Annotated in this window: 11 protein-coding genes and 1 pseudogene; 5 read left to right on the top strand and 7 right to left on the bottom strand. The window is 67.2% G+C overall.

The annotated features are described in order from the left end of the window. Positions 1 to 150: 150 nt before the first annotated feature. Both ACEU5R_RS26570 and ACEU5R_RS26575 read right to left on the bottom strand, forming a co-directional pair. Complete coding sequence (locus ACEU5R_RS26570) at positions 151 to 1305, bottom strand: porin (RefSeq protein WP_392412734.1); 1155 nt, start codon at positions 1303 to 1305, stop codon at positions 151 to 153. 282 nt (positions 1306 to 1587) lie between these two features. Beyond that, positions 1588 to 2748, bottom strand: coding sequence for a porin (locus ACEU5R_RS26575; RefSeq protein WP_392412736.1), 1161 nt, complete (start codon positions 2746 to 2748; stop codon positions 1588 to 1590). A gap of 275 nt (positions 2749 to 3023) precedes the next feature. Here ACEU5R_RS26575 and ACEU5R_RS26580 point away from each other — a divergent pair, with 275 nt between their 5' ends. The 4 genes from ACEU5R_RS26580 to ACEU5R_RS26595 all read left to right on the top strand — a co-directional run bounded on the left by ACEU5R_RS26580 (position 3024) and on the right by ACEU5R_RS26595 (position 7446). Then, positions 3024 to 4052, top strand: coding sequence for an alpha/beta hydrolase family protein (locus ACEU5R_RS26580; RefSeq protein ID WP_392412738.1), 1029 nt, complete (start codon positions 3024 to 3026; stop codon positions 4050 to 4052). Between the two features lie 52 nt (positions 4053 to 4104). Next, the gene (locus ACEU5R_RS26585) at positions 4105 to 4725 is read left to right on the top strand and encodes a DUF2971 domain-containing protein (protein ID WP_103274629.1); all 621 of its coding nucleotides are present in this window, start codon (positions 4105 to 4107) and stop codon (positions 4723 to 4725) included. Between the two features lie 85 nt (positions 4726 to 4810). After that, positions 4811 to 6121, top strand: a complete 1311-nt coding sequence (locus tag ACEU5R_RS26590; protein ID WP_392412740.1) for a hypothetical protein — start codon at positions 4811 to 4813, stop codon at positions 6119 to 6121. Between the two features lie 194 nt (positions 6122 to 6315). Next, positions 6316 to 7446, top strand: a complete 1131-nt coding sequence (locus ACEU5R_RS26595) for an acyl-CoA dehydrogenase family protein (RefSeq protein ID WP_392412741.1) — start codon at positions 6316 to 6318, stop codon at positions 7444 to 7446. 52 nt (positions 7447 to 7498) lie between these two features. Here ACEU5R_RS26595 and ACEU5R_RS26600 read toward each other — a convergent pair. From ACEU5R_RS26600 to ACEU5R_RS26620, 5 genes and pseudogenes are all read right to left on the bottom strand, one after another. After that, positions 7499 to 7897: pseudogene (locus ACEU5R_RS26600) on the bottom strand (DUF2784 domain-containing protein). Between the two features lie 88 nt (positions 7898 to 7985). Then, positions 7986 to 8561, bottom strand: coding sequence for a restriction endonuclease (locus ACEU5R_RS26605; RefSeq protein WP_103274625.1), 576 nt, complete (start codon positions 8559 to 8561; stop codon positions 7986 to 7988). 34 nt (positions 8562 to 8595) lie between these two features. Next, positions 8596 to 8859, bottom strand: coding sequence for an RNA-binding S4 domain-containing protein (locus tag ACEU5R_RS26610; RefSeq protein WP_392412743.1), 264 nt, complete (start codon positions 8857 to 8859; stop codon positions 8596 to 8598). A gap of 29 nt (positions 8860 to 8888) precedes the next feature. Then, positions 8889 to 9557, bottom strand: coding sequence for a DUF502 domain-containing protein (locus tag ACEU5R_RS26615; protein ID WP_103274623.1), 669 nt, complete (start codon positions 9555 to 9557; stop codon positions 8889 to 8891). Positions 9558 to 9674: 117 nt separating this feature from the next. Further along, the gene (locus ACEU5R_RS26620; RefSeq protein ID WP_103274622.1) at positions 9675 to 10142 is read right to left on the bottom strand and encodes a winged helix-turn-helix transcriptional regulator; all 468 of its coding nucleotides are present in this window, start codon (positions 10140 to 10142) and stop codon (positions 9675 to 9677) included. A 135-nt stretch (positions 10143 to 10277) separates the two neighbouring features. Here ACEU5R_RS26620 and ACEU5R_RS26625 point away from each other — a divergent pair, with 135 nt between their 5' ends. Next, a complete protein-coding gene (locus tag ACEU5R_RS26625; RefSeq protein ID WP_103274621.1) occupies positions 10278 to 11579 on the top strand; it encodes a D-amino acid dehydrogenase in 1302 nt (433 codons plus the stop codon). Positions 11580 to 11652 lie beyond the last annotated feature (73 nt).

Raw genomic sequence — 11652 nt, forward strand, 5'->3', positions numbered from 1 at the left:
TTTTTTTTCCTGCGCGTTGGCTGTTTCGCGGCATTGGAAAACAAAAAACCGCGCCTTCTTTAGGAAAGGCGCGGCGACGAAACACCTTCCCTTCGCGGAGGAGGGTGCCATCAACGGAGTTCGGCGCGGCGCGCGGACCGCGCTGCCCGCTTAGAAGCGGTGGCGCAAGCCCACGCCTACTTCCGTGGCCTTGATGCCGTCCACGAAGGCCCAGTTGCTGGTGTGCGATGCGATCGCGTAGACATCGGTGCGCTTGGACAGGCTGTAGTTGTAGCCCAGGCTGTAGGTGTTGCTGGCTGAGTCGCCGCCCGTCAGCTTCTTGTTGTTGGCATCGGCGCGTTGCCATGACGCGAACAGGCTGCTGCCGCCGCCCAATGGCGCGGACAGCCCGATGAAGTACGAATTCGACCGGAAGCCCTTGGAGAACGCATACGAAGGCGTGCCGGTGAAGGCGCCGACACTGCCGCCGTTGGGCAGCTTCTTGCCGGCGAACCAGCCGTCGGTGACGCGGTTGTAGGCCAGCGCCAGCTTGAACACCTCGAAGTCGTACGATCCGCCGATCACGTAGGAGCGCGGCGTGGCGCTGGTCTCGGCCGGGCTCAGCTTGTTGGATGCGTTGAGCTGGTCGTAGGTGACGAAGGCATTGACCGGTCCGTTGTCGTAGCGCAGGCCGGCGGTGATCGCCCGGGTGTTGTCGGCCGTGGCGAAGCCGGTCTGGCTGTCCTTCAGGTCGTTGATGTTGCTGGAATAGCCGATGGCGGCGCGCAGTCCGCCCATGGAGGGCGTCTCATAGACCAGCAGGTTGTCGTAGCGCGGATAGTAGGACGAGCTGAAACCCAGGCCGGCGCCGGTGTTCAGCTGGTTGAAGCCGCCGCCGAACGATGAGCCCAGCATGCCCGAGAAATAGCGCGTGCCCACGTTGTATTGGCGTCCGAAGCGGAACTCGCCCCATTCGGCGCTGCCCAGGCCGATGGTGGCTTCGCGCCCGAACAGGCGATTTTCCTGCAGCGAGCTGCCATTGCGGCTGTCGAAGCCCGATTCCAGTTGGAACACGGCATACAGCCCGCCGCCCAGGTCTTCCTTGCCACGCAGGCCCCAGCGCGATCCGGCCGTGGTGCCGGTGGTGGCGCCCAGGCGACTCACGCCGCTGCCAGTCGTGACGCCGGTCTTGGGGTCGGTATAACTGCCGTTGATCCGGGTGTAGCTGATGCCGGTGTCGATCAGGCCGTACAGCGTGACCGAGGTTTCCGCCTGCGCGGCGGCGGACAGCGCCGCGCCCAGAGTGGCCGCGAAGATCTTCTTCATTCAAAGGCTCCGTTGATATGGAATGTGAGTGGAGCCAAGCCAGCGGCGCCGCCGCGCGGGGGTGCGAGCGCAGGTGGTGCGGGAACCGGGGCTTGGCCAGCCAAGTTTGGAAGCCGCCGTTCGACAGACAGCCGACATTCAAATTACGAATCCGATCGCCGCGCGCTGCATTTTCTGTCATCTTTTTCTGCGGCTCGCGCAGGCGCAGGCCGTTCGCGGGATTGCGCGAGTCGCGTCAGGCAGAGCCGTGTTGCGACGACACAACACGGCTGGTATCGCCTATCAGAATCGATGACGCAGGCCCGCGTATGCGTCCAGGGCTTGAACGCCGTCGACGAAGGCCCAGTTGCGGGTATGAGAGACCAGCGCGTACAGGTCGGTGCGCTTGGACAGGTTATGGCTGTAGCCCAGGCTGTATGTTTGGCCGGTGGCGTCGCCGCCTGTCAGTCGTGAGGTGTTGATGTCAGTGCGCTGCCATGAAGCGAACGCATGTCCCGACAGGCCCGTCGGAACGGCGAGCGCGATGACATGGGAATTGGAGCGCAGTCCCTTGGAAAACGCATACGTCGGGGTGCCTGCCAATCCACCCACGCGGCCGCCGTCGCGAAAGCTCCTGCCGGCGAACCAGCCGTCGGCCACGCGGTTGTAGGCCACTGCGATCTTCAGCGCGGTGAAATCGTATGAGGCGCCGATGATGTAGGCGCGGGGCGTGGCGGCGGCCTGGGCGGCGCTGAGCAGCCGGGAAGCGTTGAGCTGGTCGTAGCCGAGGAAGGCGCTGAGCGGGCCCCGGGCGTATTGCAGGGCGGCGGTGATGGCGCGCGTGTTGTTGGCGGTCGCATAGCCGGTTTCGGCATTGCGCGTGTCGTTGACGCTGAAGGCGTATCCGGCCGCGGCCTTGATGCCGCCCATCGACGGCGTTTGGTAGAAGATCTGGTTGTCGTAGCGCGGGAAGGACGCCGAGGTCATGCCCAGTCCGTACCCAGTATGCAGCAGGCTGAAACCGCCGAATGCCGGACCCAGCATGTCGAGGAAGTAGCGCGTGGCGGCGTTGTACTGACGGCCCAGACGCAGCTCGCCCCAGCGGGCGTTCAGCAGGCCGACGGTGGCCTGGCGGCCGAACAGGCGGCCTCCTTGCAGGCTCCTGCCGTTGCGGCTGTCAAAGCCCGATTCCAGCTGGAACACGGCATGCAGGCCGTCGCCCAGGTCTTCCTTGCCGCGCAGGCCCCAGCGCGGTCCGGATGCCCCGCCGCTCAGGGCGCCCAGGCGGCTCTTGCTGACTCGCAGGGTACGTCCGGTTGCGGGATCCTTGTAGGCGCCGCTCAGCCTTGTGTAGCCCATGCCCGCATCCATCAGGCCGTAAAGCGTGATGGATGCGGGGACTTGCGCCGTGGCGGTCTGCATGACCAACGTGGTCGTTGTTGCAGCGAGCAATTCCTTCATCATGTGTGCTGTCTCCCCTGTTGTTATGTCGCGCCTTGTGCAGCCGTTCTTGCCGGCAATGCGGGTTTATTTTGGTGTTGGGAAGAGAACGGGCAGGTGACCGGGGAATTACAAATTTGATTGACTTGCTTCGAATGGTTTTGTGGGAGCGTGGGCGCCTGCTGCGGGCTGCCCGGCTTCCGTCGCTCGCACGACGGCGTCTGGCGGCTTGTTGCGCGGTGTATGCTCGCGGTCCTGCGGCGCGATGGGAGACGCCGCGCCTGTCAGAGGTCTGGCCCATGTCCTGTTTTGTAAAGTCCGCGTCGCGCTTGTTTGCCGTTCCAGATCGCATCGCCGTCTCGCGCAAACGCGTGTCCGGCCTGTTCGCGGCGGCGGCATTGAGTCTGGCCGCCAGCCAGGCCCAGGCGGTTGGATTCCAGCGCATCAGCTTGCCCATGGACATGAACGGTCCCGCGCTGCAAGGCGCGGCGTGGTACCCCTGCGACGCGCCGGAGGTCGAGATCACGGTCGGCCGTAGCGTCATCGCCGGCACGCCGGGCTGCCCGATGCCGGCGGGGCCGATGACGCTGGTGGTGATGTCGCACGGCTCGGGCGGGTCTTTCCTTGGCCATCACGACACGGCGCGGGCGCTGGCCGAGGCCGGCTTCGTGGTGGCCGCGCTGAACCACACGGGCGACAACGCCCTGGACCGCTCGCGGCAGGGCTACCTGTCGATCTTCTCGACGCGTCCGCGCGAGATCCGACGGCTCATCGACTACATGACCGGCGCCTGGCCGGGCAGGGCGCAACTGCGTTCTGACGCGGTCGGCTTCTTTGGTTTCTCGCGTGGCGGCTATACCGGCCTGGTGCTGGCGGGCGCCGCGCCGGATTTCAGTCAGGGGTTGTCGTTCTGCGAATCGCAGCCGGGGCTGCCCATGTGTCGCGACATCGCGGCAGGCAAGGCGCCGGTCCAGCCTTACCCGAAGGATGTCCGCGTCAAGGCCCTGGTGATCGCCGATCCGCTCAATGCGTTCGCGCCGTCGGCCTTGGCCGGCGTGGCCGCGTCTGTCCAGCTGTGGGCGTCCGAGCAGGGCGGTGACGGCGTGACGCCTGCCAGCGTGGAAGCGCTGCGCCAGGGCTTGCCGGCGGGGACTGATTTCCGCCGGGTCGCCGGCGCGGGTCATTTTGCGTTCGTGGCGCCGTGCTCGCAGGCGCAGGCCGACGCGCTGCCGTCGCTGTGCAGCGATGGCCCGGGTTTCGACCGGGCGGCTTTTCATCGCGATTTCAACGCCGGCGTCGTCGCTTTCATGCGCCAGGCCCTGCGCTGAAGCTCGGGCCGAAGCGGGTAGACTGGCGGCTGGACCCCACGGGAGCGTTGACTTGGCCACCACCCTGCGCCGATACACCGAACTGCCTTACCTGATCGACTACCTGCAATCGGGCGAGCTCGCGCTGCTCAATCCCAAGGCCTGGGACGACCGCAACGATTCGTTCTATATCGAGGAGTACGCGCGCGCCAGGGAACTGGAGGGCATCTATGCCTTGTGCCTGGCCGAGGCCTTCGAGACCTACCACCACTGGCGCGTTTTCTCGAACGGCAGCGGCGGCGTGTGCATCGAGTTCGACAAGGACAAGCTCATCGCCGAGGTAGCCGACGTGCCGGGCCTGCGCGCCGAGACCGTGCAGTATCGCACCATCAAGGCGCTGCGCGAACAGCCCGTGGCCGAGTCCGACCTGCCGTTCCTGAAGCGCCACGCGTTTCGCGACGAGAAGGAGTTCCGGCTCTTCGTCGGCAGGAAGACGCGCGACACGCCCTTGCTGCGCGTGCCGGTGGACCGGTCGGCGGTCCGGCGCGTGACGCTCAGTCCCTGGTTGCCGGCGTCGGTCTGCGATCAGGTCAAGAAGTTGCTCAAGACCATCGAGGGTTGCGCCAAGCTGCGCGTGTACCGTTCCTCGCTGGTGGAAAACGAGGAATGGAAACGCCTGGCGCGGCCGCGCTAGACGTCTCGCGAGCGAACCGATCCGGGCGGAGCGCGGCGACGCCCAACCCCCTTAATTCATGCGCCGCGCATCGCGGCCCGCACCCATGATGACACCCGCTGAAATCCTGCAAGCCTATGCCAGCCTGGGCTGGAAGAACAACAACGACCCGATGTCACAGGTGCTGGCGCTGCGGCGCGAGGATCCTGCCGCGCTGGGCGAGCTGGTGCTGGGCTTCCTGGACAGCGGGCAAAAGCACTCGACCTTCATCGACACCGCGCTGGACCTGATGGACGATGCATCGTATGCCGCCACGCTGCGGCGGGTCTGGCAGGATGCGCGGGACGGCAAGCACGGCGAGGCGATGGAAGAGGTGCTGGATTCGGCGGCGCTGCAATGGCCTGAACTGTATTCGGGCAGTTGGGAGCAGCTGCTGGCGGCGACGCGCGCCGAAGCCGGCGGGCCGCGCTACTACGCGGACTTCGCCTGGCGGGCGATGGACGCGGCCACGGCGCATGAATGGCTGGACCGCCTGGATGGCGAGACCGACGAAACGCTGCGGCGCAGCCGCGCCGTGGCGTTGCTGCATGCGCGCCAGCCCGATGTGACGCTGGAGGCGTGGCGCCGGTCCTGCGCCGGACAGCCGGACATGGAACAGGAGGCCTGGATGGACCTGCTGGGCTATGCGCTGGAAGAGGGCGGACTGCGGCCACTGCATGACAGCCGCCCGCTGCACATCTCCGCCAGCGCCGCGCAGCGCCGTCACATGGACGCCTCGCAACCGGCGTGGCGGCGGGAGATCCGCGCGCTGCATCCGACCTGGAAGCGCTTCGACGGCCCCGGCAAGGACGCCACGGCGGTGCAGCTGGCGGGCATGGGCGGCGCATTGCCGGGTACTTGCGGCCTGTGTCACGGCCCGTTGCACCGCCTGTTGTCGCTCGACCAGCCGGCGCGCGCCGGCATCGCCTGCGACGGCCCGCTCAGCTTCGGCGTCTGCCTGTCCTGTCTGGGCTGGGAGGAGTCGGCCCTGTTCTACCGGCATGACGCCGAGGGCCTGCCGCAAGCCCATCCCACGCAGCGCAAGGACGTGGCGATCGAGCCGCAGTTTCCCGCCGAACCGCTGGCGTCGGCCGAGGTCACGCTGTTCGAGGCGCCCGCGCGCTGGGCCTGGCAGGATTGGGGTGACTCGAACGGCCAGCAGAACCTGAGCCGCGTCGGCGGCGCGCCCAGCTGGGTGCAGCAGGCCTGGTATCCGCCTTGCCCCGATTGCGGCCACAAGATGTCCTTCGCTTTCCAGTTGGACTCCGACCTGCCGCAGGACGACGGCAACGAATGGATGTGGGGCAGCGGCGGTTGCAACTACAGTTTCTGGTGCGCGCATTGCCGCGTCAGCGGACATTTCTGGCAGTGCACCTAGTCTGCCGTCCCGCAGATGCGCCCGCAAGAAATCCACCCCTGGCCGCATGGCTCCGGCCATCCCCGGGCCGGCGGCGGGCGGTGTATTCTCGCAGTCGTGCGGCGCCTGCATGACAGGCGGTCCAGGCACATCCGAACCCGCCGGCCGGCGCCGATCCCGCGCCGGGCCGCTTCGAGAATAGACAGGAGACAAGCATGTTATTGACCGAAGAGCAGCAGAGCGTCCAGGAGATGGCGCGCCGTTTCGCCCAGGAGCGCCTGGCGCCCGGATCCGAACGCTGGGACCGTGAGCACGAGTACCCCGCCGAGGCGATCCGCGAGATGGCGGAGCTGGGCTTCTTCGGCATGCTGGTGCCCGAGGAATGGGACGGCAACGCCAGCGGCTATCTGTCCTACGCCGTGGCTTTGGAGGAAATCGCGGCCGGCAACGGCGCCTGTTCCACCATCATGAGCGTGCACAACTCCGTGGCTTGCATGCCGATCCTGAAATTCGGCACCGACGAGCAGAAGGAACGCTTCCTGCGTCCGCTGGCGCGCGGCGAGCATATCGGCGGCTTCGCGCTGACCGAGCCGCAGGCCGGCTCGGACGCCAGCAGCCTGCGCACCCGCGCGCGCCGTGACGGCGACCATTACGTGATCAACGGCGCCAAGCAGTTCATCACGTCCGGGCGCACCGGCCAGACCGTGATCGTGTTCGCCGTCACCGACCCGGACGCCAGCAAGCGCGGCATCTCGGCTTTCATCGTCCCGACCGACACCCCGGGCTACCAGGTCGTGCGCGTCGAGGACAAGCTCGGACAGAATCTGTCCGACACCTGCCAGATCGCCTTCGAGGACATGCGCATCCCGGCCGCGTGGCGGCTGGGCGAGGAAGGCCAGGGCTACAAGATCGCGCTGGCCAACCTTGAGGGCGGTCGCATCGGCATCGCCTCGCAGGCGGTGGGCATGGCGCGCGCGGCCTTCGAGTGCGCGCGCGATTATGCGCGCGACCGGCAGGCTTTCGGCAAGCCCATCATGGAGCACCAGGCCGTGGCCTTCCGCCTGGCTGACATGGCCACGCGCATCCACGCGGCCAGGCAGATGGTGCTGCACGCGGCGGCCTTGCGCGAGGCCGGCAGGCCGGCGCTGACCGAAGCCTCGATGGCCAAGCTGTACGCGTCCGAGATGGCCGAGCAGGTCTGCTCGGCGGCGATCCAGACGCTGGGCGGCTACGGCTACCTGAAGGATTTTCCGGTCGAGCGCATCTATCGCGACGTGCGCGTCTGCCAGATCTACGAGGGCACCAGCGACATCCAGCGCCTGGTGATCGCCCGCAGCCTGGCCTGAGCGCGCCGTTCTTTCCACGGCCGGTCGTGCCGGACCGGATCACGGGCCCAGATCATCGGCCGTAACTGCCGGGCGGACCTGCGGGACGGGCGGTCCGCCGGCGCCGCAGCCACAGGCCATAGACGACGAGATTGCCAGCGACCAGCAAGGTGGCCAGCACGATCTGCGTCTCGCGGGTTAACCCTTCCGGGTAGATGGCGGCGGTCAGATAGTGCTCGATGAAGCCGCCGGCATAACCCTGCTGGCCGGCGCGGGCGCGCAACGCGTTTTCCAGCGGCGTCAGCGGACAGAGCCAACCCATGCCGATCACCAGCGCGCCCCAGGCCAGCGCGGGCAGGTGCAGCTACGCCAGGCGCGGACGCCACAAGGCCAGCAGGCCGCCGAACATCACGAAGGCGATGAAGACCGCGTGGAAAGCCAGCACCAGGTCGGCGAGCGTGCGGTAGAGCATGGCGGGAATTCCGGAAATGGGCGGGGTTCGAGACCATCGCAATGGCGCGGCCCGGGATCGCGGCTTGCGGCGTCCCGGCGGCCCGCGCTCAGGTTTTCAGGTCGCGCAGCAGCTTGGCCAGTTCGGGCGCCTGCATCAGCGAGACGCCGTTCGCACGTGCGTATTGCAGGGCCGTGTCGGGCACTTCGCCCAGGGCGATGCAGATGGCTTCGCGCGCGCCGCGGCGTTCGCGTTCGGCCTGCAATTCTCGCAAGGGCTCGACGCCGACGCGCGCCGCCTTCCAGCGCCGGGCGCCGACGATGGCGACGTGGCCGTCCTTGCTCAGGGCGAAATCGGCGCCGGGCGCCTGCAGGCGCTCGACCTCGCAGCCGTCGCGCTGGAAGCCGGCTTGAACCGTGCGGGAAAAATCCGTCCAGGACATCGCGGCGGCGGCCTGCGCCACGGCCTGCACGCGCGTTTCGGACGGCGCGCGCAGCTGCTTCCAGGCCGCCATGATGGCGATCACGGCGAAAGGGATGGCGGCGAACACGCCCATGGCTGCGTACTCCAGCGGCAGCGCGGCGAAACCGCCCACGCTCAGCAGCGCCGCGATGGCCGCGCTGATCCACCAGGGCGAGCGCAGCAGCACCGCGAAGATGGAATTCCGGGGCATCTTGAATTTCATGGCGGATCGGGCTCGATGGGTGGCAGGGGCGGGGTCAGGCCGCGTCGTCGGCGTCGTTGCCGTCGCCATCGCCGTCGCCGTCGCGCACCACGATGCGCAGGTCGCCGATATCGACGATCTGGCCGGCGCGGATCTTGGCGGTCTTGCGGTGCTCGACCACGCCGCCCACGCTGACATGTCCCTCGGCGACCAGCATCTTGCCGGCGCCGCCGCTGTCGCAGGCGCCGGTCGCCTTGAGCAACTGGTTCACTTCAATATACGGACAGCCGGGCGCGAGGGTGAATTCGATGATGGGCATGGCGAGGGAAATATCCAGGAAAGCGGACGTCAGGCCGGGCCATTGGCGGCCGGCGGATTGGCGGGCGGGGGCGGGTTGCCGGCCGAAGGCACGTCGCCTGGCGCTCGGACGCTGGGCTCGGCGCGCGCCATCCAGGCGATCAGCGAGGAACGCATGGCTTCCTCCACCGACATCTGGATCGGCTGCACCCATTCCTGCGGCACGAACACGGTGTAGCCGCCAATCATGTAGCCCATGGGCAGGTAGACCGCCACGCGCGCGCCCGGACTGAAGCCTTCGGGCAGGCCGTCCAAGTTGCGCCGGGTCACCAGGCCGACCAGTTCCAGCTGCTGGCCGGGAATGCGCAGGATCACGACCTGCTGCGCATTGGTCTTGGCGCTGGGCGAGAAATAGTCGGCGAAGCTCTTGAGCGAGGAATAGATGCTTTTGACCACGGGCAGGTTGGTGAAGGGCGTTTCCACCAGCGTCAGGACGCGCTTGACGCGCTCCTTGGACACCAGGTAGCCGATCAGCAGAATGCCGAGGATGCCCAGGGCCAGGCCCATGCCCGGCACGTAGAAGCCGCCGATGAACGGGCGCAGGAAGGTCAGCGCCACGGCCTCGGTCCAGGCCAGGAAGATATACAGCAGGTATACCGTCAGGGCCAGGGGCAGGACCGTGATCAGGCCACGGAAGAAGTATTTATAGAGACGGTGCATAGGCGAAAACAAGCATCAGGACGCGCGCCGCAGGGCAGGCGCGGGGCCGGCCGGGGGGCAAAAGGGGTGCCAGCATACCAGCCGCTGGCCGCCGGCTCTGTTACAAATCGCGCGTGTCTACCTGTCGACGGGCAGATACAGCGATTCCTTGATCTCTTCCATCACGATGTAGCTGTGCGATTCGGCGGAAGCGGGCAGGCGCTTGAGGATCTCGCCGAGCAGGCGGCGGTATTCGTTCATTTCGCTCAGGCGCGCCTTGACCAGGTAGTCGAACTCGCCGGACACCAGGTGGCATTCCATGACTTCGGGTACGTACAGCAGTTCCTGCTTGACCTTGTCGAACACGTCGCCGGACTTGGCGGACAGCTTGATTTCCAGGAACACCAGCAGGTTCTTGCCCAGCGCCGCCGGATTGACGCGCGCGTGGTAGCCGGTGATCACGCCCTCGCGCTCCATGCGCTTGATGCGGTCGGAGCAGGGGGTGGCGGACAGGTTCACGCGCTCGGCCAATTCCGTGACCGGAATGCGGCCTTCGCGCTGCAGGATATCCAGGATTTTCAGGTCTAGGCGGTCCAGTTCGCGCATTTCACTTTCGCGGAGTCAAAAAGCAGGGTTAGTCGGGAAAAAGCACTGCCAAAGCAAAATCTTCAGTGATATTCACTGTGATAAGGGCCATAGACTACCGAAATTCCTGCATAAAACCAACCATCGGAAAGAATCATGCATGTGATCGTCCTCGGCAGCGGTGTCATCGGCACGACGACCGCCTATTACCTGGCCCGCCAGGGCGCCAAAGTGACGGTGCTGGACCGCCAGCCCGCGGCCGCCAAGGAGACCAGCTACGCCAACGCCGGCCAGGTCTCGCCCGGTTATTCCACGCCGTGGGCCGCGCCCGGCATTCCGATGAAGGCCATCAAGTGGCTGTTCCAGAAGCATGCGCCGCTGGCGATCCGCCTGGACGGCAGCCTGTTCCAGCTGAAATGGATGGCGGCCATGCTGGCCAACTGTTCGGCCGAGCGCTACGCGGTCAACAAGGAACGCATGCTGCGCCTGTCCGAGTACAGCCGCGATTGCCTGCGCGAACTGCGCGCGGCCACCGGCATCCATTATGAAGAGCGCACGCGCGGCACGCTGCAGCTGTTCCGCACCGAGGCGCAGCTGGAGGCGGCCCGCCGCGACATCGCCGTGCTGGAAGAGGTCGGCGTGCCCTACGAGCTGCTGGACCGCAACCGCCTGGCCACCGCCGAGCCGGCCCTCGAACGCTCCAGCCACAAGCTGAGCGGCGGTCTGCGCCTGCCCAACGACGAGACCGGCGACTGCCATCTGTTCACCACCCGCCTGGCGGCCATGGCCGCCGAGCTGGGCGTGGAGTTTCGCTATGGCCAGAACGTGGCCGGCCTGAACACCGCGGGTGGCCAGATCACCGGCGTGCGCGTCGGCGACGAGGTGCTGACCGCCGACCGCTACGTGGCCGCCTTCGGCAGCTACACGCGCGGCTTCCTGGAGCCGCTGGGCCTGGACTTGCCGGTCTATCCGCTCAAGGGCTATTCGCTGACCGTGCCCATGGTCGACGAGTCCGCCGCGCCGGTGTCGACCATCCTGGACGAAACCTACAAGATCGCCGTGACGCGCTTTGACCAGCGCATCCGCGTCGGCGGCATGGCCGAGGTGGCGGGTTTCGACCTGCGCCTGAAGGACGCCCGCCGCAAGACGCTGGAGATGGTGGTGGATGATCTCTTCCCCGGCAGCGGCGACCTGCCGCGCGCCGAATTTTGGACCGGCCTGCGGCCGATGACGCCGGATGGCACGCCGGTGGTGGGCGCCACCCGCTACGACAACCTGTTCCTGAACACCGGCCACGGCACGCTGGGCTGGACCATGGCCTGCGGTTCGGGCAAGCTGGTGGCGGATCAGGTCATGGGCCAGCGTCCGGCCATCCGCGCCGACGACCTGGGCCTGTCGCGCTACGACCGGGGCGCCGCGCGCAGCCAGCCGCTGGTGCTGGGCGGCAAGGGCGCCTGAGCCCGACTGACGTTTGTCTCCAGCGCCGGCCAGAAGCCGGCGCCTTTATACGGCCCGCCCGGCGCACGATACC

This window comes from Achromobacter sp. 413638 (assembly GCF_043119405.1).
GTDB lineage: Bacteria > Pseudomonadota > Gammaproteobacteria > Burkholderiales > Burkholderiaceae_B > Achromobacter.

Bases quoted from the DNA above. Each gene is read 5' to 3' on its own strand.
- ACEU5R_RS26570 (WP_392412734.1), bottom strand. From the start codon at position 1,305: ATGAAGAAGATCTTCGCGGCCACTCTGGGCGCGGCGCTGTCCGCCGCC.
- ACEU5R_RS26575 (WP_392412736.1), bottom strand. From the start codon at position 2,748: ATGATGAAGGAATTGCTCGCTGCAACAACGACCACGTTGGTCATGCAG.
- ACEU5R_RS26580 (WP_392412738.1), top strand. From the start codon at position 3,024: ATGTCCTGTTTTGTAAAGTCCGCGTCGCGCTTGTTTGCCGTTCCAGAT.
- ACEU5R_RS26590 (WP_392412740.1), top strand. From the start codon at position 4,811: ATGATGACACCCGCTGAAATCCTGCAAGCCTATGCCAGCCTGGGCTGG.
- ACEU5R_RS26595 (WP_392412741.1), top strand. From the start codon at position 6,316: ATGTTATTGACCGAAGAGCAGCAGAGCGTCCAGGAGATGGCGCGCCGT.
- ACEU5R_RS26605 (WP_103274625.1), bottom strand. From the start codon at position 8,561: ATGAAATTCAAGATGCCCCGGAATTCCATCTTCGCGGTGCTGCTGCGC.
- ACEU5R_RS26610 (WP_392412743.1), bottom strand. From the start codon at position 8,859: ATGCCCATCATCGAATTCACCCTCGCGCCCGGCTGTCCGTATATTGAA.
- ACEU5R_RS26615 (WP_103274623.1), bottom strand. From the start codon at position 9,557: ATGCACCGTCTCTATAAATACTTCTTCCGTGGCCTGATCACGGTCCTG.
- ACEU5R_RS26620 (WP_103274622.1), bottom strand. From the start codon at position 10,142: ATGCGCGAACTGGACCGCCTAGACCTGAAAATCCTGGATATCCTGCAG.
- ACEU5R_RS26625 (WP_103274621.1), top strand. From the start codon at position 10,278: ATGCATGTGATCGTCCTCGGCAGCGGTGTCATCGGCACGACGACCGCC.